This is a genomic window from Candidatus Eisenbacteria bacterium, assembly GCA_016235265.1.
Lineage (GTDB): Bacteria > Eisenbacteria > RBG-16-71-46 > RBG-16-71-46 > JACRLI01 > JACRLI01.
Genome location: JACRLI010000014.1, coordinates 286,594 through 312,270, shown reverse-complemented (window position 1 = coordinate 312,270; position 25,677 = coordinate 286,594). Strand labels below are relative to the sequence as shown.

The window sequence follows — 25,677 nt, the reverse complement described above, 5'->3', positions numbered from 1 at the left end:
CGCTGGCGGGCGCACTGTGCGTGGTCGCCCTGACCCTGGTGTGGATGGGGCTGCTGACGTACCTGGACAGGAGTCTAGGGCACCCGCCGGGCCTGCGACAAGCGGCCACGCCCCTCTCGTTCGCCCTGGCCGCCGTGCCCGTGATGGCCTGGACTTCCCGCCGCCCCGGCTCCGGCCGGGCCTGGCTGCTCCTGGGCCCGCCGAAGGCCGGCACGTGGGCGCAGGTGGTCCTGGCGGCGATCTGCGGGCTGGTGCTGCTGGTGGCGGTGGCGCTGGTGTGCTGGCAGCTTCCCGCCTACCGCTCGCTGCGGGAGACGCAGGTCCAGATGACCGCGTGGAGCACCCCGCCCCAGGCGCTGGCGCTCCTGGGCACCCACGCGGTGATGCCCGCGTTGTTCGAGGAACTGTTCTTCCGGGGCTGGACCCTGGAACGGCTCCGCCGCAGTTGGAGCCCCAGTACCGCGCTGCTGGCCCAGGCGGCCGTCTTCGCGGCCGCTCACGGCCCCGGCGCGCCGGTGGCAGGGGTGATCGGGGTGCTGAACGGTTGGCTGGTGATCGTCTCCGGCAGCCTCTGGCCCGGAATCGCGCTGCACTTCCTCATCAACGCCCTGGCGATAGCGGGGAGCTACCAGCCGGTCCCCTAGCCGGGGCAGTCGAGCCTCACCGCTCGCAGCCCGGACGGTTTGGGGGCGGGTTGTCGGCAGAGCGAACGTTGGAGGGCGCTGTGCTTCCCAGGCGCCCGACCGAGAGCGTGCCGACAAGCCGCCCCCAAACCGTCCGGGCGCGCTCAGCGGAAATTCACGAACTGCAGCGGCAGCTTATATTCCCTGGCCTTGAGGAATGCGATCACCTGCTGCAGATCGTCCTTCACCTTCCCGCTGACCCGCACCTGGTCCTCCTGGATGGCCGCCTGCACCTTCAACTTGAGGCCCTTGATGTCCTTGACGATCTCGCGGGCCAGCTCGCCCTCCAGGCCGGAGGCGAGGGTGATCTCCTGGCGGACGGTGCCCTTCTGGGCCGGCACCACCGGGCCGTAGTCCATGCACTTCAGCGAGATGCCGCGCTTGATGAGCTTGCCCTGGACGATGTCCACCACCGACTTGAGCTTGTGCTCGTCGTCGGAGACCAGCACCAGCTTCTCCTCCTCGGCCAGCTCGATGGAACTGGCGCTGGCCTTGAAGTCGAAGCGCTGGCTCATCTCCTTCTGGGCCTGCTGGACGGCGTTCTTCAGTTCCTGCAGGTCCACGCGGGACACCACGTCGAAGGAACTCTCATTGGCCAATGGGAAGCCTCCAGGTGGAGCACCGGACCGGGCTGAGCCCCGCCCGGGGGGCAAAAAAAATGCGAAGAGGGCGAGTGCATGCCACCCACCCTCTCGCAATATCGAGACTCTGTGCGTCCAGACGAAACGAGTGCCGGACGGGGAGTCGAACTACTGATGAGCAGCCGTGTCCGCCGGGGCAGGAGTCGTAGCAGCGCCGGACTCCGCCGGGGCAGGAGTGGTCGTGCTCGTCGTCGCCTCGGTGGTGGTACCCTCGGTGGTGGTGCCCTCCTCCGCCTTCTTCCCACAACCCATGGCGGTGGCGAGAGCAACGGTCAGGATCGCCATCAGGAAAAATGCCGCAAGCTTCTTGATCACCTAGCTCACCTCCTTCAGAGTGTATTTTGTTGAACGACGGGTGCTGAACCGAAGCTGTCGCTTGGAATTCGGTGATCTCAGTACCGTCTGACGCACATTCCTTGTGCCACGCGCCGCCATGTTGGACGTACCGGGCGCCACAGAGGAATCTCAGGTCGGCTGCTCAGCAGGATGTCACTACCCGGGGCACAGGAAACCCCATCCACTCAACAAGGCCGCAGGATAGGCAATGACCCTTGGGGTGTCAAGGACTTTTTTCCCCACCTATCCCCAATGTTGTCAAGAACTTAGCCGAAAAAATCACGAATATCAGGCCTCGCCGGCCACGGGCTGCACCGCCCGGAGCGCCTGCTCCAGGTCGGCCAGCAGGTCCTCGATGTCCTCCACCCCCACGGAGAGCCGGACCAGCCCGTCGGTGAAGCCCCACTTCTCCCGTTCCGCCTTCGGCACCAGCGCGTGGGTCATGGAAGCGGGGTGGGAAATCAGGCTTTCCACCCCTCCCAGGCTCTCGGCCAGGGTGAACAGGCGGACCTGGTTGAGGAGCCGGCGGCCGGCCTCCAGGGAGCCGGTCTCGATCGCCAGCATCCCCCCGAAGCCGGACATCTGGGTCCGGGCCAGGGCGTGCTGCGGATGGCCGGGCAGACCCGGGTAGAAGACCTTCTGGACGGCCGGGTGCCTGTCCAGGAAGGTGGCGATCTTCATCGCGTTGGCGGTGTGCCGTTCCATCCGGAGGGCCAGGGTCTTGATGCCCCGGAGCACCAGGTAACAGTCCATGGGGCCCGGGACCGCCCCGACGGCGTTCTGGAGGAAGCCCAGGCGCTCGGCCAGTTCCGGCTCCGAGGTGATCACCGCCCCGCCGACCATGTCGCTGTGGCCGTTGAGGTACTTGGTGGTGCTGTGCACCGCCAGGTGCGCTCCAAGTTCCAGCGGGCGCTGGTAATAGGGGGTCATGAAGGTATTGTCCACGGCCATCCAGGCGCCGCGGGCCCGCGCCAGCCGGGCCAGCGCCTTGAGGTCCGAGAGCACCATGAGCGGGTTGGTGGGCGACTCCACGAACAGCAGCTTCGTCTCCGGCGTGAAGGCCCGCTCCACCGAGGCGGCATCCGAGGTGTCCACGTAGGTGAACTGGATCCCGTAGCCCTTCAGGATGTACTCGAACAGCCGGTAGGTGCCGCCGTACATGTTGTGCGAGGCCACCACGTGGTCCCCGCCCTTGAGCAGGTACAGCACGGTGGAGATGGCCGACATGCCGGAGGAGAACGCGAACCCCTTGATCCCCTTCTCCAGCACCGCGAGGTTCTCCTCGAGCGCGTGCCGGGTGGGGTTGGCGGTGCGGGCATACTCGTAGCCGCTGGACTTGCCCAGCTCGGCCTGGGCGTAGGTGGAGGTCTGGAAGATCGGGACCGAGACCGCCCCGGTGCGGGGGTCGGGCGCGTTGCCGGCGTGGATCGCGTCGGTGGAGAAACCCATCAGGCCGCCTCGTATTCGATGATGTCGAACCGCGTGAGAATGCCGACCACGTCGGACTGGTCGGTCACCAGGAGCGCCGGGGTGCGGCGCGCGAGCATGCGTTTGGCCTCGGTCAGGCTGGCGTCGCGCGCGATCCGCGGCAGCGGGTCGGTCATGACGCTGTCCACCGGCCGGTGCAGGGATTCCAGATCCTCCAGGGCCGCGCCCAGCACGTCGGCGTCGTTCAAGGTGCCCACCACCTGGCCGTTCTTCATCACCGGCACCAGCGAAATGTCGTACTGCTGGATCAGGTGCAGCGCCTCGCTCAGCGGGTGGCCGCTCTGAACCGTGACCAGCTGCGGCACTGAAAGTCGCTTGCCGCGGATCACCTGGTCCACCAGCACCGTGTCGGGGTCCAGCATGCGGTTCTCGCGCATCCAGTCGTCGGAGTGCACCTTGCTGAGGTAGCGCTCGCCGGTGTCGGGCAGGATGACCACGATCAGGTCGTCCTTGGTGCCCTTCGCCGCGATCCTGAGCGCGGCGACCACGGCGGTGCCGCAGGAGCCGCCCACCAGGATCCCCTCCTCGCGGGACACCCGGCGCGCCATGTTGAGCGATTCACGGTCGGAGACGGTCAGGATGTCGTCGAGCATGTTGAAGTCGAGCGCGCCGGGCAGGAAGTCCTCGCCGATGCCTTCCACCTTGTAGGGCCGCGCCTCCCCCATGGTCTTCTTGTAGAAGTACTCGCACAGGATGGAGCCCTCGGGGTCCGCGCCGACCACCTTCACGCGGGGGTTCTTCTCCTTGAGGTAGCGCGCCGTGCCGCTGATGGTGCCGCCGGTGCCCATGCCCCCCACGAGGTGCGTCACCTGCCCGCCGGTCTGCTCCCAGATCTCGGGACCGGTGCTGCGGTAGTGCGCCTCCGGGTTGGCCATGTTGTGGTACTGGTTGGTGAGGCAGGCTCCGGGGGTTTCGCGGTGAATGCGCTTGGCCACCTCGTAGTAGCTCTCGGGGGAATCGGGCGGGACCGCGGTGGGGCAGATCACCACCTGGGCGCCGTAGGCGCGCAGCAACTGGCGCTTCTCTTCGCTCACCTTGTCGGGCATCACGAACACCGCCCGGTAGCCCTTCACCGCCGCCACGATGGCCAGGCCCACCCCGGTGTTGCCCGAGGTGCACTCCACGATCATCCCGCCGGGCTTGAGCAGGCCCTGCCTCTCGGCGTCCTCCACCATGGCCAGCCCGATGCGGTCCTTCACGCTGCCGCCGGGATTGGTGGATTCCAGCTTGCCCAGGACGGTGGCCGCGCACCCGCGGGTCACGCGGTTCAGGCGGATCAGCGGCGTGTTCCCCACGCAGCCCAGGACATCCGGGGCAAACTTCACTTTGGACAGGTCCAATGCTCCTCCCGCTAGTGCGCGATCCGGGCCCAGTACTTCGCGTAATTGAACTTCGGGGACTGGTCCGCGTTGTGGCAGCGCGTGCACGAAGCCCGGGCGCCGTTCACGAAGGCGGGGTCGCCGGTGTTGTGCTCGGTGCCCATGCCGTGGCAGGCCTCGCACTGCACCCCTTCCATCCGCCGCATCTGGCCGTTGATCTCGATACCCGGGTTCTGCGAGCTGAAGTAGCCGCCGTTCTCGCGGTAGCCCGTGACGTGGCAGGGGACGCAGTCGGCCACGATCTCCTTGCGGCGCTTGACCAGGGTGTCGAAGGCCCGCGCGTGAGGGGAGCCGATCCACTTGTCGTAGGCGGCCTTGTGGCAGTCCACGCAGGCCTCGCGCCCGAGATAATGGTCCACCCCGCGCTTGCGCGCCTCCACCATGTCAATTTCGCGCTGGCGCTTGGCCACCCGGGCGTTGAGGCTGTCCTCGAATGACTTGACCAGGTTGGCGTAGACGTCCTGCTCGGGGTAGCGCGCGTCCAGCGGCGTGCTCTCCGAGGTGACCGCCGTCACCTTGCCCGCCTCGAGCGTCACCAGCGCGCGCGCCGCGTGCTGCCCGCGGATGCCCGCCGACACCACGGTGGCCGTGCCGGCGGTGGCCCCGCGCGAGATGACCTGCGGCCCCTGCCCGCCCACGATCACCACGTCCAGGCCGGGGATCTTGGCGGCCAGCGCGTCCGCCTCACGGTTGCCCACGTTCAGCATGCCCACCAGCACCTGCACCTTCGGCCGCAGCTCATTGACCATCCGGCGCACCGTCGGCTCCACGTCCAGGTACTCCAGCGAGTCCTTCTTACCGGAGATGGGCGAAGGGGTGTACCCGTTCTGCGGCGACAGCACGCTGAACACGCCCACCTTGATGCCCGACACCGTCTCGATGCTGTACGGCTGGAAGAGCAGCTTGTGCGTGCCGCGGTCCACCAGGTTGGCCGAGACCGGAAGCAGGCCCAGCGCCAGCGCGCTGTCCTTGTACATCTGGACGCCGTAGGCCAGGTCCTTCTCTCCCACGCCGATGGCGTGGTAGCCCATTCGCGCCATCATGCGCATCAGGAACAAGCCGCGCTCGAGCTGGAACGCCTCGTTGGTCTCGAAGAGGTTGCCCCCGTCGAGGAGCAGGAGGTTGCTGGTCAGTGCCGTGGTCGAATCGATAAAGGAGGCCCGCCGGGCCACCCCGCCCTTTTGGCCGGAGTGTCAGCCACAGGCCTTGAGCTCGGACCAGCAGTCCGTGGTGATGACGATCCCGAGCTTGTTGGGCGCAGTGGGCGTGTCGCCAGCCTTGCCGGTCACGCTGGCCAGCAGGACCACGAGGACTCCCAGAATAATCTGCAACGAAAGGCGCAAACGCATCGGCGGTATCTCCTTGGCGGCAGGTACGGGAAAAGTCTAGGGCGGGTGCGGAGGGGTGTCAACGGCGCTGAGCGCGGGGTCTCAGGGTAATGCTCCTTGACTCGCCCTTGCGCGCGTGTTCCTCTTCACATGCGCGGAGTCCCTCCGCGCGATGGACAGCTCCCGGCCCCCCACTGGCCCAGGACCGGACAACGCCTCCCACGAGCAACTCAACCGCCGCCCCGCAGCGAGAGCGTACTCATGCCTGCAGCGCCCGGCACGATCCGACGTGTCCTGTCTGCGTTTGCCCTGGCGGCCTGCGCGGCCCTCCTCCCCATGGCGCGTCCCGCAGCCGCGGACGCGCCCGGGCCGATCGGCCCGCCGATCCTGGTGGACACCTCCACCACTCCGGACTTTCCGCACGTCGCCGCGTACATGACCCTCTCCAGCGACGGCCACCAGCTGGACTCCGACGCCATGGTCGCGAAGCTGGCCCGCTTCAACCTGGCGGTGATCCCGTCCAGCCCGGCCACCGAGCGGCTGGCCGGGCGGCTGCGGCAGCTGCGGACGCTCAACCCGAAGATCGTCCTGCTGGCCTACTTTCCCGCCGACTTCATGTGGGACGGCTCGCTGTACCCGGTGGGGAACATCTACGGCGACTGCTGGCGCATGTTCCAGTCGCACGACTGGTGGCTGCACAACACTTCCGGGACCCCGTTCAGCTTTTTCGGGCACACCTTCGACCTCACCAACCCGGTGGTCCAGGACAGCCTCGCCGCGTTCTTCCAGCAGCGGGTGATGTCGAGCGGGCTGTGGGACGGCCTGTTCCTGGACGATTTCTGCGAGTCCATATGGTGGAAGCAGGCGTACGCCGGCCAGAGCATAGACCTGAACCGTGACGGCCAGCCGGATGCGCAGGCGGTGTTCGACCCCATCTGGAAGACGGCCACCGACTCGCTGGCGGCGAAGGTGCGACGGCGGATCGGGTGGCAGACCACGTTCGTCGGCAACTGCGCCTACAGCTCCAAGTGGACCACCATGAACGGCTGGATGCGCGAGGACTTCCCCCGCGCGGGCTCCTGGACCGCCAACATGTTCTCCACCTCCGGCGGATACCTGGTGAACGAGCAGAAGTACCTGGCGCCCCGCTTCAACTTCATCTACAGCACCTCCGCCCCCCCGCCGGCCCAGTACGACCCGACGAACATCGCCTTCATGCGCTACTGCCTGGCCAGCACGCTGCTCGGCAACGGGTACTTCATGTTCGACCCGCGGGTGGACACGCTGCTGGTGAGCGACTTCTGGTACGACGAGTACGACGGCGGCGGGCGCGGCGCGGGATACCTGGGGCAGCCGCTGGGGAGCCTGTATCAGCAGATCGGGATCCTCTCCACGGCCAACGTGCTGACCAACACCGGCTTCGAGTCCGGGTTCACCGGCTGGCATGCCTACAACCTGGGGGGCACCTGGGTGACGGACGCCTCCACGCACACCGAGGGCCTCGTTTCCGCGCACGGGCTGATCCCGTCGGCCACTGCCGGCGGCAGCCAGGTGCACCTGCAGCAAACGGTGACGCTGACCTCGAATGGCACCTGGTCGGCCACGTTCTGGGCGAAGGCCGCCGCGCCGCGGACCATGTGGGTGCATGTCCAGCGCGTCGCCAGCCCCTACACCATCCTCTGCTACACGCCGGTGACCCTGGGAACGGCGTGGCAGCAATACCAAGTCGCGTTCAACAACACCGCCGGGTCGGTCCAGGCAAATATCCAATTGCAGTTCGGGCAGCAGGCGGTGGACGTGTGGGCGGACGACGTGCGATTACAGCGCGGCACGTCCAGCGTGTACCGGCGGGACTTTCACAACGGAACGGTGCTGGTGAACTCCAGCAGCCCCAGTGTCACGCTGCCCCTGGGCCGGACCTACTACCGCCTGTTCGGAGACCAGGACCCCATGACCAACAATGGCCAGCCGCTGACCGAGGCCGTGATCGGTGGCTACAGCGGCATGATCCTGGTGACCGCGGCACCGGTGTACCCCATGGGGGTCCCCGCCCCGGGGGACACCCCGCCCTCGACCCTCGCGCTCGCGGCGCTGCGCAACCCGGCGCGCGGCCCGCTGGAATTCGAACTCCGGCTGACCTCCGCCGCCGACGTCGAGGTCACGGTCTACGATCTCGCCGGGCGCGCCGTGGCGCAGCCGCACCGCGGAAGCCTCCCCGCGGGCACGCGCACCCTCAACTGGGACGGCCGCGGCGCGGGCGGCGCGCGGTGCGCCGCGGGCCTGTACTTCGTGCGGGCCGTGGCCCGCTCCCAGGCGGCGACGACCGTTCGCACGACACGGATCGCCCTGCTTCCGTAGGCCGCGCCGCCGCGCCCGGCTGGCGCCGGCGCACGCGAACCGGGCGCTGCCGCCCGCCGGACCATCTCCCTGGGTCACGGTGCCCACCCCCCCCGGCACCTTCCCCTAATTCCCGGGCCCGCCCGTGCCGATAAACCCGGCGGAGGGTATGCATGCACGCTTCGACATCATTGCGCCGTCGGCCGCGCATTTGGAATCACCGGTCTGCCCTGGTCTTCGCCATCATGGTGGCGCTCGTCGGGGCGGCCCTCGCACCGCGCGTCGCGCCGGCCCAGGGCTTCGTTGCGGACGGCAGCCTCCAGCCGGTGGGCGATGTGAACTTCCTGCAGGACTTCCCCCACGTCGCGGCCTACATGCGGCTCTCCAGTGACGGACATCAGCTGGACTCCGACGCCATGGTGGAGAAGCTGGCGCGCTTCAACGTGGCGGTGATCCCCGCCAGCCCGGCCACCGAGTACCTGGGGGCGCGGCTGCAGCAGCTGCGGGCGCTCAATCCCAGGATCATCCTGCTGGCCTACTTCCCCTCCGACTTCATGTGGGACGGCACGCTCTACCCGGTGGGCAACATCTACGGGGACACCTGGCGCATGCTCCAGTCCCGCGACTGGTGGGTGCACAACACCACCGGGGCGCCGTTCACGTACTTCGGCAACACCACCGACATCACCAACCCCGAGGCGCAGGACAGCCTGGCCCGCCTCGTCGCCGACCGCGTGCTGGCGTCGGGGCTGTGGGACGGCCTGTTCCTGGACGACTTCTGCGAGTCCAACTGGTGGAAGAACGGGCTCAACGGCCAGGCCTTCGATCTGGACCGCAACGGGGTGGCCGACGATCAGGCCAGCTTCGAGGCGCTGTGGCGCCCCGCCACCGACTCGCTGGCCGCGAAGATCCGCCGCCTCATCGGGCCGGCCATGCCCATGGTGGGCAACTGCGCCTACGGATCGAAGTGGACCACCATGAACGGCTGGATGCGCGAGGACTTCCCGCGCCTGGGCACCTGGACCAGCAACATGCTGTCCCCCTCGGGCGGCTACCTGGTGAACGAGCAGAAGTTTCTTTCGCCGCACTACAACTTCGTGTACAGCACCTCCGCCCCGCCCCCGTCCATCTACGACGCCTCCAACCTCAGGTTCATGCGGTACGGCCTGGGCAGCGCGCTGCTGGGCGACGGTTACTTCATGTTCGACCCGCAGGTGGACACCGTGCTGGTGAGCGGGATCTGGTGCGACGAGTATGACGCCGGCGGCCGGGGCCGCGGCTACCTGGGCCAGCCGCTGGCTGGCTACTATCAGCAGGTGGGCACCCTGGGCACGCCGGACCTCCTCACCAACACCGGTTTCGAATCCGGCTTCACCAACTGGCACGCCTACAACTACGGGGGCACGTGGCTCATCGACCCCTCCACGAAAGTCGAGGGCGCGGTGTCCGCGCACGCGGTGATTCCCGTCGCCACGCCCTACACCAGCATGGTGCACCAGCAACAGACCGTCAGCCTGCCCTACGGCACGTGGGCGGTCACGTTCTGGGCCAGGGCGGCGGCGGAGCGGGACATGTGGGTGCACGTGCAGCGCACCGAGAGCCCGCTGACCATCCTGTGCTACACGCCGGTGCGGATCGGGACCTCCTGGAAGCAGTACCAGGTGGCCTTCAACAACAGCATCGGCACGGTGCCGGTCAACGTGCAGGTGCAGTTCGGGCAGCTGGCGGTGGACGCGTGGGTGGACGACATGCACCTGCAGCAGGGGGCATCCAGCGTGTATCGCAGGGACTTCCAGAATGGCACGGTGCTGGTGAACAGCACCGGCAACAACGTCACCGTGAGCCTCGAGAGACCTTACCAGCGACTGTCCGGCACGCAGGACCCGGCCACCAACGACGGCAGCACCGTGTCGCAGCTGGTGGTGCCCGGCAACAGCGCGGCCATCCTCACCAACCCCACCTCGCCGGACCTGACGCCGCCCGGGGCGGTCTCGGACCTCCGCCTCAGCGGGCCGCCCGCAGCGCCCCGGCCGGTGCGCGCAAAATACTGACGGCGCGCGCGACCCGGGGACCGCTCGTGCAATTCGGCAATGGCCCACGCGACGCGAAATCGGAACGCTCCCCGCAACGACGGCACATGAACGGCCGGCCTCCCGCGCGGGAACTGCACGCGGGAGGCCGGCCTGGCTTCCTGGCCACCGTTACTGCCCGAACAGGTTCCCGAACGGGCTGCCCGAACCCAACAGGCCGCCCAACCCGCTGCTGCCGGTCGAGTATCCGATCTCCGGCCGGTTCTTCACCCCGATCCGCAGGTAGTACTCCGAGATGCCGGGCTGGATGCGGCGGCTGAAGCGCGCCTCCCAGCAGTGCAGGTCGCGCCGCACGGTGAACTCCTGGTACACCGCCAGGCCCTTGGTGAGGTCGTACTGGTTGGCGTACTCCGCGTGCCAGTTGGGGCTCAACTCGTAGCTGGCGCGCGAATTGAGCCGCTGCGTCTGGCTCCACACCGAGGTGCCGTCGTAGGCCCGGTACGAGCTTCCGCCGTAGGAGAACGACAGCGACAGGCTCCATGCGCCCGCCCCGCCGGCCGGCCGCCCCGGCGTCGCCCGGGGTGACGCGGGCGCGCCCGTCCCACTCTCGCCCCGCTGCACGCCGATCTGCGGCAGGCCGGCGCCAGCGCGCGCCGAGTCCGCCGCCTCGGTGGTCTCGAACGAGGCCCTGCCGCTGCGCGTGAAGCTGGTGCTGAAGCTCAGCGCCTGCAGCGTCCGCCCGGTGGTGCGATAAGGGTCGTAGGTGGCGTTGAAGTCCAGCCCCCCCACCCCGCCCGGGTAGATGCGCAGCGAGGCGCTCACCACGTCCCACGGCCGCACCGGCTGCCCCACCGGCGTCTGCTCCTTCGCCAGGAAGTTGTAGCCGGTGTTGAGATCCAGGTTCGCGAAGTTGTCCAGCCGCTTGATCTCCCCGCCCGACTTCAGCTTCAGCTGGAACGTGTTGCTCACCCCGATGTTGAGGCGGCTCTGGCGCACCCCCGAGAGCCCGATGCCGGCGATGCTGGGGAAGCGCGACAGGGTGCGCCCGGTGCTGTCCACGTAGGTGAGGTGCTTGAACTCCGGCTGGTAGGTGTAGCTGACGCGCGGCGAGAGCACGTGGCGCACGCCCTCGAACGGCCCCCAGTGGGGCTGGAATGCGCCGTAGAGCGTGGTGCCCACGCTGAACGAGGCGCGCCACACCGCGCCCATCGCCAGCTTGTTGCCCAGCGCATCCTCGTCCACCAGGGCGTGGTCCATGCTGACCTGCGGGCTCACGTTGAGCCAGCCCAGCAGGCGCCGGTTGTCCGAGAGGCCCAGCGAGCCGCCGAAGGCGGAGCGGTCGCTGCGGCGCAACCGCGTCTCGTGGACCTGGCGCGCCAGCCGGGCGCTGTAGCCCAGGTACACGGTGGACAGCGCCTCGCGCTTTCCGCCCTTGCCGGCGGCATCGGCCTTGCGCCCCAGTGGGAACGCGGCGAAGGACACCTGCAGCGAGGGCAGCGCCTCGTCCAGCAGCGCGCTCAGCGTGTCCGCGGGGTCCACGGCCAGGTTCTGGTTGCGGTCCAGGGACAGGTTCAGGCTCCCGCCCGCCCAGGCGTGGCTCAAGGCCAGCAGCGAGTGCATGTTGCGGCTCACCCGCTGCTCCGGCGCCCGTCCCAGCCCCTGGTCCTGGAGATACTGCGCGTCGCTGATGAAATCCGCCGACACCGACAGCGCGGTCCGCTCGCCCAGCTGCTGCTGGTGGGTGCCCTGCAGCTGCCACTGCGTCGTGCCCGCGCCCACGTCCTTGCTGATGCTGGAGTAGAGCGAGCCGTTCAGCCGGTAGCGCAGCGCGTAGCGGCCGTCCATGTGCAGCGTGTAGCGCGGGCCCAGTTCGTAGTAGTCGCCATAGGCGGCCAGGTCGGCGTACTCGTTCATGGCCCAGTAGTAGCCCGCGTTGCGGAAGAACCGGCCCTGCGTGGAGCTGAACCCCAGGTCGAACTGCGGGAAAAGGATGCCGGAATGCCGCCCCTCGCGGATGGGGAACACGTAGAAGGGGAGCGCCAGGACCGGCAGGTCCTTGATGTAGAACACCACCGGGCGCAGCACCACCTTGTCGTGCAGGTAGATCTTCATCTCGGAACTGTGGATGCGGTAGTGCGGCTCGGGGTCCTCGCAGGTGGTGTAGTCCCCGCCCTTCACGTTCAGGACGTTGTCGTCCACCTTCTTGATGTCGTCCCCGGTGAAGATGCCGTTGGAGTAGCTGGTGCGGGCGCCGGACACGTGGCCCTGCTTGTTCTTCAGGTCGTAGCCCAGCTCCCCGCCCTCGATCTCCTGCGAGGGGTCCTTCAGGCGCGGGTTGCCGCGTGCGGTGAGCACCGAGCGCTGCATCTCGTATTCCACCGAGTCGGCGCGCAGCACCAGGTCCTTGTACTCCATGCGCGCCTCGTCGCGCAGGTACACGCGGTCGCGGTCCAGGTCATAGTCAATGCGGTTGGCCACGTAGCGCACGTCCTCGGCGGACTTGTCCTTGCGCGTGCCGGGCTCGTAGCGATAGCGCCCCGCGCGCGCGCCGTGCACGGTGGCCAGCCGGGCCTCGTTGTCCACGAAGTACACGGTCATGGAGTCGCCCTCGGCGGTGTTCACGTCCTCCTCGGCGGTGGCGAGCGTGCGGCTCCGGAATTCGTTCTTCACCCCGTGGCGAACGGTGAGGCTCTTCGCCTTCTGGTCCTCGAGCGCCAGCGCGAGCCAGCCGCCGGTGGCTTCCGAGGACTCCTCCTTGCCTCCTGAGGGGCGGCTCTTGTACAGCACCCGCGCGTTCGCACGGGCCTCGACGCGGTCGATCTCCTTGCCGGTCCAGTGCATCACCAGGGTGTCGCCGGTGGTCTCGCCGTGCTTGTCGGAGGCCCGGGGGGCGCCGACCAGGACCGCGCGGTGCTCGTCCCGGTACAGCAGCGCGCGCTCCGCTTCGGCCACCAGGCTGTCGCGGCCGATCCGCACGTGTCCGACGGCGTCGGCCACCTTCAGCTTGCCGTCCCAGGAGAGCGTGTCGCAGGTGATGAGCGTCACCTTGCCCTGGTCGGTGAGGCGCAGCTCGGAGGGCTGGGGGGAGCGCAGGCGCTCGGTGTCCCGGTTGTAGAGCACGCGGGGGGCGGTGAGCACCGCCTCGTTGTCGTGGTCCTCCAGCCGCACCTGGCCGTCGGCCACGATGTCCCTGGTGTCCTTGTAGTAGAACACCTGCTGCGCGGTGACATCCCGCTTGCGGTCCTTGGCACTGACGTTGCCCTCGAGGACCAGGCGTCCCTCGCGGCGGTAGTAGGTAGCGCGGCTGGCGGTCATGGTGCCGGACGTGTCGCTCACGGTCACGCCGCCGGTGAGCACCACCGTGCGCTCGCGGTCGTAGTTGTCCGCCATCGCGGCGCGGATGAGCAGCGGGCCGTCGGTGTAGCGGACGCCGCCGGTGAGATTCTGGTGGTGGTTGTCGCGGTCGTAGAAACCGGACTCGCCGGTCAGCGTGGCCGTGCCCTGGCGGAGCACCACGTGGCCGGTCAGCGTGGTGAAGCCCTTGCCGCCCTCGGCCTGGTCCGCGGTGATGCGGATGGGCTCCTCGGGCTCGGCGGCCCTCGCGGGGCCCGGCCCGGGAAGGCAGGCCAGCGCGAGGCACGCAACCAGGAACGTGAGCAGGCGCGGCGCGCCCGCGCCTCGGCTACAGCCGGTCCGCCACATGGTGACCCAGGGCCCGCATGGCCTCCCCCACAGTGTACAGCGAGCCGGTAACGAACACCGGTTCCCCCGGACGGCGCTCCTGCAGCGCGGCCCGCACCGCGGCCGCCACGCCGGGCACGACCGAGTGGGGAACGCGTCCCACCGCGCGCGACAACCGCTCCGCCGGCATGGCGCGGACGGTGTCCGGCGCGGTGACCACCAGCCGCCGGGCGCACGGACGCAGGGCCCGGGCCACGGCGCGGGCGTCCTTGTCCGCCAGCATTCCCAGCACGCCCACGCCGCGGCGCGGCATCACTTCCCTCCAGGTGCGGGCGAAGGCCGCCGCCGCCTCGGGGTTGTGCGCCACATCCAGCAGCACGCGCCGTCGCGCCAGCCACTCGAACCTCGCCGGCCAGCGCGTCGCGGCCAGACCGCGCGCCACGTGCAGCGGGTCCACCGCGAAGCCGCGCGCGCGCAGCTGCAGCGCCGCCGCCGCCGCGCACTCGAGGTTCGACACCTGGTGGCGGCCGATCAGCGGGGTCGACAAACGCGCGCCCGAGGGCAGTTCCAGTTCCATCCCCTCGAGTCCCATGGAGCGCACCGAGAGCCGGGCGGCGCGGCGCGCGCGCACCACTCGGGCTCCGCGCGCCGCAGCGGCGGCTTCCAGCAGGTCGCGGGCGCGCGCGCGGCCCCCGGTCACCACGGGCCGCGCGCGCCGGGCAATGGCGGCCTTTTCCCAGGCGATCTCCTCGAGAGTGTCCCCGAGGTACTCGGTGTGCTCGAGGCTCGCACCGGTGAGCACCGACACTTCCGGCGAGACCGCGTTGGTGGAATCCAGCCGCCCGCCCAGGCCCACCTCCAGCACCGCGATCTCCACGCGCGCGTCGGCGAAGTGGCGCAGCGCCATGGCCGTGGCCACCTCGAAGAACGAGTGCCCGTGGTGTTCGCCGCGGGGCACGAAGCGGCGCAGCAGCGCCCCCAGCCGTTCGGCCGGCATGCATCGGCCGTCCACGCGGACGCGCTCCCGGAAGTCAACGAGGTGGGGGGACGTGTACAGCCCGGTGCGGAAGCCCGCCTCCCGGAGGATGCGGTCGAGCGCGGCCGCCGTGGAGCCCTTGCCGTTGGTGCCGCCCACCAGCACGGTGGCGTAGCGGCGCTCGGGGCGCCCGCACCAGGTCAGCAGCGCCCGGATGCCACGCAGTCCCCACAGGTAGCCGCGGCGCTCGAGCCGGAACAGCCGGCCGAGCCGCGGATCAGGCACCCCGGCTCCCGCGGTCCCTCGCGGCGTAGAAGCGGAGCAGGAACGAGAGGGTGGCGCGCAGGTCCTTGCGGTGCACCACGCGGTCCACCATGCCGTGCTCCAGCAGGAACTCGGCCCGCTGGAACCCGGGCGGGAGCTCCTGGCGAATGGTCTGCGCGATCACCCGCGCGCCCGCGAAGCCGATCAGCGCCTGGGGCTCGGCCAGGATCACGTCGCCCAGCGACGCGAAGCTGGCGGTGGTGCCCCCGGTGGTGGGGTGCGTCATGATGGAGATGAACGGCACGCCCGCCTCCTCCAGCTCCGCGAGCCGAACGCAGGCGCGCGCCAGCTGCATCAGCGACAGCACGCCCTCCTGCATCCGCGCGCCTCCCGACTGCGAGGACACGATGAGCGGCCGGCGCGTCGTGAGCGCCCTCTCCCCCAGGCGCGCGAACTTCTCGCCCACGGCCGAGCCCATGCTGCCGCCCATGAAGCCGAAGTCCATCACCCCCAGCCAGTAGGGCTGTCCTTCCAGCTTCGCCTCGCCGGTGAGCAGCGCCTCGTTCAGGCCGGTCTTGGCGCGCGCCTGCCGCACCTGGTCCTTGTAGGTCTTGGCGCTGCCGCGGAAGTTCAGCGGGTCGGCGGAGATGACCTCCCGGTCCACCTCGGCGAACTCGTCGCTGAGCATCTTCACGAACGTCATCGCCGGGACGCGGAAGTGGTGGTTGCAGGACGGGCACGTCCACAGCGTCTTCTCGAGCTCCTTCTTGTACAGGATTTCGCTGCACCCGTCGCACTTCACCCACAGTCCGCCGGGCAGGTCGCGCTTGGGCACGCCCTTGAGTTTCTCGCGCGTCTTCTCCAGCCAGGTCATGCGTCCCCTTCCGTGTGCCTCGCCGCCAGGTCCAGCGTCATCACCAGCGCGTCCTCGCGGCCCACCGTGTAGTATCGCCTGCGCACGCCCATGCGGCGGAAGCCGTTGCGCTCGTACAGCGCGATGGCCGCCAGGTTGGAGGCGCGCACTTCCAGCGTGATCATCTCGGCCCGCATCCGGTCCGCCTCGGCCAGCAGATCGTCCAGCAGCGCCTGCGCCACCCCCTGGCGGCGGAACTCGGGCACCACGCCCACGTTCGTCAGGTGCACCTCGACACTCACCCGCCACGCCACCAGGTACCCGGCCAGCAGCCCGTCCCGGCGCGCCACGCGCACCCACGAGAGCAGCGGATCGGCAAGCTCGTTGCGGAACGCCGACTCCGGCCACGGGTCCACGAAGATCCGCCGCTCCACGGCGGCGACCTCCGGGACATCTTCCGGCCTCAGGGGCCCGATTTCAAGTGGGCCGGACGCGCTTCCGGAACGCGGGTCGATGGCCATAGACCGGCAGGAACTCCCGCGCGGGGGCCGCCCGGCCCGCGCGCTCAGCGTAGACGCCCACCCAGGCCGCCCGCGGTTCCAGCACCACCAGGCGCGCGGCGGCCCCGACCAGCTTCCCGGCAGCCACCGGGTCGCACACCCAGACCTCGCCGGCGGCGGCCGGGGCCGAGACCAGTTCGGCGTAGCAGATGCGCTCCAGGGGCGCGGCGGCGACGGGCACGGGAAGCCCCCGGCCAGCCGCAGCAGCGCTCATCGAGGCGGGCTCCAACCCGGTGGAGGCCACCACCTCCACAACCCTGCCGGAGGCCGCCGCCAGCGCCTGCGAGAACGCCACATCTCCCGCGGCGGCCATCACCACCCGCGCGGGCGACGCCACCTCCACCGCCGCGCCCAGCGCCAGGGCCAGCGTGGCCGGCACCGGCACGATGGGAATGCCCCGGGCGTCGGCCAGCGCCCGGCCGAACGCCGCCCCCACACGAAGGCCGGTGAACGACCCGGGCCCTTCGCAGACCGCCAGCCCGCGCACTTCGGCAAGCGTCACACCCGCTCGCTCCAGCACCAGGCGCACCGCCGGGGTGAGCGCCCCGGACTGGCCCGTGGGGCGCTGTTCGTGGAACTCCGCCAGCACGCGCTCCCCGTCCAGCAGCGCCACGCCGATCCAGTGGGAGGCGGTCTCGAGCGCGAGGCGCATCATGCGCCGCTCCCGGCCGGGTCCGCTGCGCCGGCCGTGCCCGCCGCGTCCGCCGTGCCTGCCGCGTCCCCCGCGTCCGCCGTGCCCGCCGCGTCCGCCGTGCCCGCCGTGCCGGCCGTGCCCGCCGCGTCCGCCGCCCAGCCCGCCGCGCGCCGCACCGGGCCTTCGCCACGGGCTTCCATGCGCGCCACCCGGCCGTCGCCTTCCGTCTCCAGCGTCACTTCCCAGCGCGCGTCCGGCAGCGCCGCCCCGGCCCGCTCGCCCCATTCGACCACCAGCACGGCGTCGCGCTCGCGGTACTCGTCCCAGCCGATGCCATCCAGATCTTCGGGGTGGCGCAGGCGGTAGAGGTCCAGGTGCACCAGCGGGATCCGGGCGCGGTATTCCTGCACCCATGCGAAGGAGGCGCTGCGCACATGGGAGGCGCTGCCCAGGCCGCGTGCGAGACCGCGCACCAGCGTGGTCTTGCCCGCGCCCAGCGGGCCGGTCAGCACCACGACGTCGCGCGGCTCCAGCAGCCCCGCCAGCCGCTCCCCCAGGCGCTCGGTGGCGGCGGCATCGGGCAGGAACTCGCGGCGCGACGCGCGCGGCGCCTCCTTGAGGCCCACCGATCCCCTACGCCTTTCGCGGCTCCAGCACCGCCAGCGGCAGGATCATCTCCTCCATGGAGATGCCCCCGTGCTGGAAACTGCCGCGGTACTGCCGCTCGTATTCGTGGAACCGGTTGCGGTAGACGAAGTAGAAATCCTCCTTCGCCATCAGGTAGTGCTTGTTGAGGCCGGTGTCCGGCAGCATGCACTCGGCGGGGTTCTTGATGTGCATACTCTGGCGGTCGTCGCACACCAGGTTGTTGCCGTACTTGTAGCGCAGGCTGGTGGACGTCTCGCGGTTGGCCTTCACCAGCGCCGAGCGCTTGGCCAGGATGGAACCATGGTCGGTGGTCACCACCACGGTCACGTCCTGCACCGCCAGCTGCCGCAGCGTGTCGAACAGCGAGGAGTGGTTGAACCAGGTGGCCACGTGGGCGCGGAAGGCGGCCTCGTCGGGCACGAACTCCTGGAGGATCTCCACTTCCGAGCGGCCGTGTGAGAAGGTATCCACGAAGTTGTAGACCATCGCCACCAGGGGGAGCTTCCGCATCCCGCCCACCTGGCGGCGCACGCTCATGCCCTCCTCGGCGGTGTACACCTTGAAGTACTTGAGGTTGCCCGCGTCGGGCACGCCCAGGCGTCCCAGGTGCTGCTCCAGGAAGAACCGCTCGTGGCGGTTCTTGCTGCCCTCGTCGCCCTCGCTCTCGCTCCAGTGCTCCGGGAACTGCCGGTGCATCTCCAGCGGCGTGAGGCCGCTGAACAGCGCGTTGCGCGAGTACGGCGTGGCCGTGGGCAGAATGGAGTAATACTCCTCGCACTTGATGTCGAAGTGCGGCTCCAGCAGCTTCTCCAGCGCCAGCCACTGGTCCAGGCGCAGGCAGTCGATCACCAGCAGCGCCACCTGGCGGCCCTCCAGCAGCCGCGGGACCACCACGCGGCCCACCACGTCCACCGAGAGCACCGGGCGGTCGGGATTGGCCTTGTCACGCACCCAGCGACCGTAGTGCTGCTCCACGTAGCGGCCGAATTCCAGGTTGAAGCTGCGCTTCTGCTCGGCCAGCGCGTCGGCCAGGCTGCGGTCGCGCAGCGACTCCAGCTCCAGCTCCCACTCCACGATGCGCCGGTACAGCTGCATCCATCCGCGCCAGTCCAGCCCGCCCACTTCGGTGGTGCGGATGCGCGTGAGCTCCGCCACGAAGTCGCGCGTGAGGCGGCGGTCCTCGAGCTTGCCGCCCTCCAGCACCCGCTTGAGCTCCAGCTGGATCTGCGTGGGGTTCACCGGCTTGATGAGATAGCCGCTGATGCGCCGCCCGATGGCGTCCTCCATCAGCTGCTCTTCCTCGCTCTTGGTGACCAGGATCACCGGCAGGCCCGGCGAGATCTGCTTGAGGAGGTCCAGGGTCTCGAGGCCGCCCATGCCGGGCATCATCTCGTCGAGCAGCACCGCCTCGAACGCCTCGGTGCGCACCTTCTCCACGGCGTCGCGGCCGTTGGACACCGGCGTGACGTCGTATCCCTTGTCCTTCAGGAACAGGATGTGGGGCTTGAGAAACTCGATCTCGTCGTCGGCCCAGAGGATTCTTCTGCGGAGTTCCGCCATGGCGCCTTTCGATCCGGAAGCCGCCGGCATCGGCGGCCCTAGGTGGGGAACGAGATGACGAACGCGGTGCCCTTGCCCTGCTCGGTCTGGGCGATGTCCACGCGTCCCCCGTGGTATTCCTCGACGATGCGCCGCACCAGCGTGAGCCCCAGGCCCCACCCGCGCTTGCGCGTGGTGAAGCCGGGCTCGAAGGCCCGCTCGCGCTCGGCGGCGGTCATGCCGCGGCCGTTGTCGCGCACCTCGATCTCCACCGCCTCCCGCTGCCTCCGGCGGCGCACGGTGACCTGCACGCGCCCGTCCCCGGGCCCGCTGGCGTTCAGCGCGTTGTTCAGGAGGTTCTCCACGGCCCAGGAGAGCAGCTCCCGGTTCACGTTGACCGGGGGGACTTCGTCGTAGTGCTCGGCGACGGACACGCGCGTGGACTGCTGCGGCAGGCGTTTTCGGAAGTATAGCACGGCCTCGCGCACGATCGGCACGACGTCCTGCTGGGTCAGGATGGGCTCCGAGCCCACGCGGCTGAACCGCGCGGCCACGGTGTTGAGCCGGTCCGCGTCGTTCTGCATCTCCTCCAGCGTCTCGCGGAAGGACTCGGACGGCAGGCGCACCTCCGGGCCCTCCTGGTGCGAGGTGCGCTCGCGCAGCAGCTCCAGCCAGCCGGCCAGCGAGGAGAGCGGCGTGCCCAGCTGGTGGGCGGTCTCGCGCGCCATCCCCACGTAGATGCTGCGCTGCTCGTGCAGGCGCACGCTCCGCAGCAGCCAGTAGCCCAGCACCACGAACACGAGGATCGCCAGCACCTGCGCCACCGGGATCCAGCGCAGGCTGCGCAGCGCGGTGGGATTGCCGTAGTGCACGTAGCCGATCACACTCCCGTTCTCGGGGCTCTTCATCGCGATGGGCGTGTTCAGCTGGTCCAGGCGGCGCGCCTCGTCGGCCACTTCCGCGAGCACGGCACGCACGCGCATGGGAAGGTCGGTGGTGCCCACGCGGTTGATGTCGTCCGCCGAGACCGCGGTGGGGCTCACGCGGATGCCCTTCCACGCGCGCGGGCGCCCCTGGTCGTCGGTGATCACCAGCGGGAACTTGATCCGGTCCACCAGCTTGCGGAAGATGGGCGCGATGGTGGTGTCGGCGCTCGCGGGGAACGACGCGTCGGCGCAGAACTGCGCCACCCAGCGCGAGAGATCCTCGGTCTGGCCGCGCAGCTGGCCGATGATGCTGTTGGTGAGGAAGAACACCGCCACGAGGAGCCCGAGGCTCAGGGTCACCAGCAGGACCCTCAAGCGGGGCGGCAGGCGGGTGGAGCGGGACGTCGGCACTCCGTTGCCTCCGGGTGGAGGGCCGGGCCGCGAGGGCGCACCCGGGCCCTAGTCCTCCAGGTACTCGCGTCCTTCCAGGTACGGCCGCAGCGCCTTCGGCACCCGCACGCGGCCGTCGGGATCCTGGTGCTGCTCCAGCAGCCCGACGACGATCCGCGGCAGCGCCAGCAGCGAGCCGTTCAGCGTGTGCACGTGCTCGGGCTTGGACTTGGCGTCGCGCCGGAAGCGGATGTTGGCGCGCCGCGCCTGGAAGGCCTCGAAGCAGCTGCACGAGCTGACTTCCAGCCAGCGCCCCTCGGCGGGCGCCCACACCTCCAGGTCGTAGCACTTGCTGGCCGCGAAGCTCATGTCGCCCGAAGCGAGCAGCAGCACCCGGTAGGGCAGCTCCAGGGCCTTGAGCAGCTCCTCCGCGTCGCCCACCAGCGCTTCCAGCTCGTCGTAGGAAGTCTCGGGCGCCACGAACTTCACACCCTCCACCTTGTCGAACTGGTGCACCCGGACCATGCCGCGGGTGTCGCGGCCGGCCGCGCCCGCCTCGCGGCGGAAGCTGGGGCAGTACGCCGTGAGTTTGATGGGCAGCTGCTCGCCGGGCAGGATCTCGTCGCGGTAGATGTTGGTGACCGGCACCTCGGCCGTGGGATTGAGGTACAGGTCCTCGTCCTGCAGCTTGTACATGTCGCTTTCCAGCTTGGGCAGCTGGCCCGTGCCGAACAGGCACTCCGGCCGGATCAGGTAGGGCGGTGACACCTCGCGGTAGCCGCGGCGCCCGTTGGCATCCAGGAAGAACTGGATCAGCGCCCGCTCCAGCCTGGCACCCAGGCCGGTGTAGAGGATGAACCCCGAGCCCGAGACCTTGCTGGCGCGCTCGAAGTCCAGCACCCCCAGCTTGGCCCCGATCTCCCAGTGCGGCAGCGCCTGCCCCGCCGGGGCCGGCGTGCCCCACTCCCGCACCACCACGTTCTTCGAGGCGTCGCCCGCGGGCACGCTCTCGTGTGGCACGTTGGGGATCCAGCGCGCGAGGCCGTCCTGCTCCTCCTCCAGCGCGGTCAGCCCCTTCTCCAGCTCGGCGATGCGCGCGCCCACGTCGCGCATCTTCGCCTTCATCCCCTCCAGCTCGGTCTTGTCGCCCCCGGCCTTGGCCTTCCTGCCGATCTCCTCGGAGGCGGCGTTGCGCTTCGCGCGCAGGTCGTCCACTTCGGTGGTGATGCGGCGGCGGTCCTCGTCGAGCGCCAGGAAGCGGTCCACGTCGGCGCGCGGGTCCGCGCCCTTCTGCTCCACCGCCCACCGCACTCGGTCGGGCTGGTTGCGGATGAACTTGACGTCGAGCATGGCGGCCCTAGCTCTTCTTCTCGGCCTTCTTCTTGGCCGGCTTGGCCTTCTTCGGGGCGGCCTTCTTCGCCGCGGACTTGGCGCGCGCGGCCTTGGAGGCGGCGACCTTCGAGGCGGCGGGCTTGGTGCGCTCCTTCTTCTTCTTCGGCTTGCTCATCTTCTCGGGAAGGCGGATGCCGTGCGCGCGCAGCAGGGCCGCCACCTTCTCGCTGGGCTGGGCGCCCTTCTCCAGCCAGTACTTGGTGCGGGCCTCGTCCACGATGAACTCCGCAGGGTCCCGCAGCGGGTCGTAGTGGCCCAGGATCTCGATGTGGCGCCCGTCCCGCGGCGCGCGCGAGTCCGCCACGACCACCTTGTGGAACGCCAGGTGCTTACGTCCGCGGACATTCAGACGGATGACGACTGCCATGCAACCTCCCTTGGGTCGTTTGGAGTGTGTGGCAGGCATTCGTGCCTGCCTGTGTATTGGAACATCTTTCGGCAGGAAGGAACGCCTTCCCTACCTGAAGGCCGGCAGCCTGCCCCGGCCCATCTTCTTCATCTGCCGCATCATCTTCTGCATGTCGGTGAACTGGCGCAAGAGCTGGTTCACCTCCTGCACCGAGGTGCCGCTGCCGCGCGCGATGCGCTTGCGGCGGCTGCCGTCGATGATCTTCGGCTGGTGCCGCTCCCTGGGCGTCATGGAGCGGATGATGGCCTCCACGCGCTTCAGCCCCGACTCGTCCACTTCCACGTCGTCGGGCAGCTTCGCGGACACGCCGGGGATCATGCGCAGCACCTCCCCCAGCGGGCCCATCTTCTTGACCGCCTGGAGCTGCTCCAGGAAGTCCTCGAAGGTGAAGGTCTCGCGGCGGAGCTTCTCCGCCATCGCCGCGGCCTGCTCCATCTCGACGGCGTTCTCCGCGCGCTCCACCAGCGTGAGCACGTCGCCCATGCCGAGGATGCGCGAAGCCACCCGGTCGGGGTGGAACAGCTCCATCGCGTCCAGCTTCTCCCCGCTGGAGAGGAACTGGATGGGACGGCCCGTCACGGCCCGGATCGAGAGCGCCGCGCCGCCGCGGGCGTCGCCGTCCACCTTGGACAGCACCAGCGCGTCGAAGTCCACGCCATCGCGGAAGGAGGTGGCCACGTTCACCGCCTCCTGGCCGGTCATCGCATCCACCACCAGCAGCGTCTGGTGCGGCTTCGCCTCGTCCTTGAGCTCGCGCAGCTCCAGCATCAGCGCCTCGTCCACGTGCAGCCGGCCCGCGGTGTCCAGCAGCAGCACGTCGAAGCTGCCGGCGCGCGCGCGGTCAAAGGCCCTCGAAGCCACCTCGCGCGGGTGCGTGGCGGTGCGGTCCACGAACACTTCCACGCCCAACTGGCGACCCAGCGTGGCCAGCTGGTCCATGGCAGCGGGTCGCGCCAGGTCGCAGGCCGCCATCAGCACGCGGCGCTGCTTCTCCTTCATGTAGCGCGCCAGCTTGCCGGTGAAGGTGGTCTTCCCCGAGCCCTGCAGCCCCACCATCATCCAGGTCGTGGGCGGCGTGGGCGCCAGCGGCAAGGGATGGGCCTTGCCGCCCAGCATGCTCATCAGTTCTTCGTGCACCACCCGGACCACCTGCTGGCCGGGAGACAGCCCCTTGAGGACCTCCTGCCCGCTGGCCCGCGCCTCCACCTTGGCGGTGAAGTCCCGCGCCACCTGGAAGTGGACGTCCGCCTCCAGGAGGGCGCGCCGGACCTCCCGGAGAGCATCCTTGATGTTCTCCGGCGTCAGGCGGCTCTCGCCGCGGAGCTTCTTGAACGCCTCCTCGAGGCGGGAGGTCAGTTGCTGGAACACGAAGTGCTTTCTTGCATTACCGGCCGGGCAGGGCGTGGTGCGGCCACCCGCGAGGCACGGAGGTCGTTGCCGGATCGGCGGAAGAACCCGAATTTGGGATTGTAGCAGATGGGGACGGGGAATTCACGGGCGATGCTGGGGTGGTGTGCGTCCAACGTATGTCATTGTAGAGATAGAATATAGGAGTGTCGTCAGCCACTCTCTCGCGCAGCGCCGGGCAGGGCAGGCCAGACCTGACGGACGAGCGGCCCGGCTCCTGGAGGAACCCCTGCCGTGTGGGAGCTTCAGTACGCCGCCCTCCCGTGGAAGGCCCATTCAGGGGCACCAACCCAAGCCTCTACAACCGGCGGACGCGCAGCGTGTTCGTGAGCCCCCCCTCCCGCGCCGCCCCCGAAACCTCCACCACCATCTCCCCGGCCAGCGCCGGCATCCGCCGCAGCACCCGGTCGCCCGAGGCCAGCATCGCGTCCAGGGAACGCGCCAGCGGGATGCGGAACGACACCACGTGCCGCAGCAGCGACATCTTCCGCCGCACTTCCTCGCTGGGTGTGAGCGCCACGATGGGAATTGATAGTGAGTTCTTGGACAGGATGCGGGCCGTGCGGCCGGACTCAGTGTACACCACCAGGGCACGCGCGCCCGAGAGCTCGGCGGCGTGAATGGCGGTCTCGGTGATCACGCGCGGGATGTCGTCGGCGGCATCCTCGCAAACCGTGCCAGGCAGGTCCCAGCTCCCGGGCGCCTCGGCGGCGCAGGCGATCTCGGACATGACGCGCACCGCCTGCAGCGGGAACGAGCCGGTGGCGGTTTCGCCGGAGAGCATCACGGCGTCGGCGCCGTCGTGCACCGCACCCGCGACGTCGGAGACTTCCGCGCGCGTGGGCGTGGCGCTGGAGATCATGGTCTCGAGCATCTGGGTGGCCACGATCACCGGCACGGCGAGGGCGCGGCCCAGCGAGAGGATCTCGTGCTGCAGCATCGGCACGGCGGCCAGGCCCAGTTCCACGCCCAGGTCCCCGCGCGCCACCATGAGCACGTCGGACTCGGACGCGATGGCCACCAGGTCGCGCACCGCCTCGGGGCGCTCGATCTTGGCCACCACCCACGGGCGCCGCGCCCGCGGGCCCCGCGACACCAGCGTCTTCACGTGGCGCACGTGCGCGGCGGAGCGCACGAACGAGAGGCCCAGGAAGTCCACGCCGGCGCGCACGCCCTCCTTGAGGTCGCGGCGGTCCTTCACGGTGAGCGCGGGCGCCGAGAGTTCCGAGTGCGGGAAGTTCACGCCGGCCCCGCCGCGCACGCGCCCGCCCACCATCACGCGCGCGGAGAGCGAGGACCTCCCTCGGCGCGTAACGCGCAGCCGGATGCGCCCGTCGTCGATGCGGATCTCCGCCCCGGGATGCACGTCGCGCAGCAGCGCCGGGTAACTGACCCGGATCCGCCGGCCTTCGCCGCGGCCGGCGCCGGGCACGATCTCCACGCTCTGCCCGGTCTTCCACTCCACCACACCGCCCGCGAGCGGGACCACACGGATCTTGGGTCCACCCAAATCCAGCAGCACTCCCACCGGCCGCCGGACGGCCCGCTCCGCGCGGCGCACCCGCGCCACCAGCGCGGTGATGTCCCCGGGGCGGCAGTGCGCGCCATTGACGCGCACCACGTCCACGCCGGCGCGCAGCAGGCGCTCCAGCACGCCGGGGGCCTGCGACGCGGGCCCGATCGTGGCCACGATGCGGGTGGCGCGGTGGTGCAGTGCAGTCTCGCCCCGGGGTTTCATGCGGCCTCCGTGCGGCACGGGGAATCGGCCGGGCGGGG

Annotated in this window: 21 protein-coding genes; 3 read left to right on the top strand and 18 right to left on the bottom strand. The window is 69.8% G+C overall.

Translation table 11 applies throughout. The annotated features are described in order from the left end of the window. The first annotated feature begins 20 nt into the window (after positions 1-20). Complete coding sequence (locus tag HZB25_07875) at positions 21-644, top strand: CPBP family intramembrane metalloprotease (GenBank protein ID MBI5837148.1); 624 nt, start codon at positions 21-23, stop codon at positions 642-644. Positions 645-787: 143 nt separating this feature from the next. Here the strand turns inward: HZB25_07875 and HZB25_07870 are convergent, their stop codons facing one another. The 6 genes from HZB25_07870 to HZB25_07845 form a co-directional block, all read right to left on the bottom strand. Further along, positions 788-1,282 (bottom strand): YajQ family cyclic di-GMP-binding protein, encoded by a 495-nt coding sequence (locus tag HZB25_07870; protein MBI5837147.1) that lies wholly within the window; start codon positions 1,280-1,282, stop codon positions 788-790. A 150-nt stretch (positions 1,283-1,432) separates the two neighbouring features. Beyond that, a complete protein-coding gene (locus HZB25_07865) occupies positions 1,433-1,639 on the bottom strand; it encodes a hypothetical protein (protein ID MBI5837146.1) in 207 nt (68 codons plus the stop codon). A gap of 309 nt (positions 1,640-1,948) precedes the next feature. After that, on the bottom strand, positions 1,949-3,109 hold the full coding sequence (locus HZB25_07860; GenBank protein ID MBI5837145.1) for a PLP-dependent transferase: 1,161 nt from the start codon (positions 3,107-3,109) through the stop codon (positions 1,949-1,951). Beyond that, the gene (locus tag HZB25_07855) at positions 3,109-4,473 is read right to left on the bottom strand and encodes a cystathionine beta-synthase (protein ID MBI5837144.1); all 1,365 of its coding nucleotides are present in this window, start codon (positions 4,471-4,473) and stop codon (positions 3,109-3,111) included. The genes HZB25_07860 and HZB25_07855 overlap by 1 nt, the downstream gene beginning before the upstream one ends. A gap of 26 nt (positions 4,474-4,499) precedes the next feature. Continuing rightward, positions 4,500-5,699 carry a hypothetical protein gene (locus HZB25_07850; GenBank protein MBI5837143.1) on the bottom strand — a complete coding sequence of 400 codons (1,200 nt, stop codon included), beginning with the start codon at positions 5,697-5,699 and terminating at the stop codon, positions 4,500-4,502. Between the two features lie 21 nt (positions 5,700-5,720). Next, entirely contained in the window at positions 5,721-5,870 is a 150-nt protein-coding gene (locus HZB25_07845) for a hypothetical protein (protein MBI5837142.1), read from the bottom strand. Between the two features lie 321 nt (positions 5,871-6,191). On the opposite strand from HZB25_07845, the gene HZB25_07840 reads away from it, so the two are divergent. Beyond that, positions 6,192-8,213: a carbohydrate binding domain-containing protein gene (locus tag HZB25_07840; protein ID MBI5837141.1), complete on the top strand. Its 2,022-nt coding sequence runs from the start codon at positions 6,192-6,194 to the stop codon at positions 8,211-8,213. Between the two features lie 152 nt (positions 8,214-8,365). Continuing rightward, positions 8,366-10,243 carry a hypothetical protein gene (locus tag HZB25_07835; GenBank protein MBI5837140.1) on the top strand — a complete coding sequence of 626 codons (1,878 nt, stop codon included), beginning with the start codon at positions 8,366-8,368 and terminating at the stop codon, positions 10,241-10,243. A 150-nt stretch (positions 10,244-10,393) separates the two neighbouring features. On the opposite strand, the gene HZB25_07830 is transcribed toward HZB25_07835, so the two are convergent. The 12 genes from HZB25_07830 to pyk form a co-directional block, all read right to left on the bottom strand. Then, entirely contained in the window at positions 10,394-13,924 is a 3,531-nt protein-coding gene (locus HZB25_07830; protein MBI5837139.1) for a hypothetical protein, read from the bottom strand. Beyond that, on the bottom strand, positions 13,905-15,164 hold the full coding sequence (locus HZB25_07825; protein MBI5837138.1) for a bifunctional folylpolyglutamate synthase/dihydrofolate synthase: 1,260 nt from the start codon (positions 15,162-15,164) through the stop codon (positions 13,905-13,907). Before HZB25_07825 ends, HZB25_07830 begins: the two co-directional genes overlap by 20 nt. Beyond that, entirely contained in the window at positions 15,157-16,017 is an 861-nt protein-coding gene (locus HZB25_07820; protein ID MBI5837137.1) for an acetyl-CoA carboxylase carboxyltransferase subunit beta, read from the bottom strand. Before HZB25_07820 ends, HZB25_07825 begins: the two co-directional genes overlap by 8 nt. Then, positions 16,014-16,430: a ribosomal protein S18-alanine N-acetyltransferase gene (gene rimI, locus HZB25_07815; GenBank protein MBI5837136.1), complete on the bottom strand. Its 417-nt coding sequence runs from the start codon at positions 16,428-16,430 to the stop codon at positions 16,014-16,016. Before rimI ends, HZB25_07820 begins: the two co-directional genes overlap by 4 nt. Before the next feature lie 43 nt (positions 16,431-16,473). After that, positions 16,474-17,211, bottom strand: coding sequence for a tRNA (adenosine(37)-N6)-threonylcarbamoyltransferase complex dimerization subunit type 1 TsaB (gene tsaB, locus HZB25_07810; GenBank protein MBI5837135.1), 738 nt, complete (start codon positions 17,209-17,211; stop codon positions 16,474-16,476). Further along, positions 17,208-17,816, bottom strand: coding sequence for a tRNA (adenosine(37)-N6)-threonylcarbamoyltransferase complex ATPase subunit type 1 TsaE (tsaE, locus tag HZB25_07805; GenBank protein MBI5837134.1), 609 nt, complete (start codon positions 17,814-17,816; stop codon positions 17,208-17,210). The genes tsaB and tsaE overlap by 4 nt, the downstream gene beginning before the upstream one ends. Positions 17,817-17,823: 7 nt before the next feature. Then, a complete protein-coding gene (locus tag HZB25_07800) occupies positions 17,824-19,398 on the bottom strand; it encodes a PglZ domain-containing protein (protein MBI5837133.1) in 1,575 nt (524 codons plus the stop codon). A gap of 38 nt (positions 19,399-19,436) precedes the next feature. After that, complete coding sequence (locus HZB25_07795) at positions 19,437-20,714, bottom strand: HAMP domain-containing histidine kinase (protein MBI5837132.1); 1,278 nt, start codon at positions 20,712-20,714, stop codon at positions 19,437-19,439. Positions 20,715-20,762: 48 nt separating this feature from the next. Continuing rightward, positions 20,763-22,043: a serine--tRNA ligase gene (serS, locus tag HZB25_07790; GenBank protein ID MBI5837131.1), complete on the bottom strand. Its 1,281-nt coding sequence runs from the start codon at positions 22,041-22,043 to the stop codon at positions 20,763-20,765. Positions 22,044-22,050: 7 nt separating this feature from the next. Continuing rightward, complete coding sequence (gene rpsP, locus HZB25_07785; protein ID MBI5837130.1) at positions 22,051-22,452, bottom strand: 30S ribosomal protein S16; 402 nt, start codon at positions 22,450-22,452, stop codon at positions 22,051-22,053. 90 nt (positions 22,453-22,542) lie between these two features. Next, the gene (gene ffh, locus HZB25_07780; GenBank protein ID MBI5837129.1) at positions 22,543-23,862 is read right to left on the bottom strand and encodes a signal recognition particle protein; all 1,320 of its coding nucleotides are present in this window, start codon (positions 23,860-23,862) and stop codon (positions 22,543-22,545) included. 337 nt (positions 23,863-24,199) lie between these two features. Continuing rightward, complete coding sequence (gene pyk / locus HZB25_07775) at positions 24,200-25,639, bottom strand: pyruvate kinase (protein ID MBI5837128.1); 1,440 nt, start codon at positions 25,637-25,639, stop codon at positions 24,200-24,202. Between the last annotated feature and the right edge of the window lie 38 nt (positions 25,640-25,677).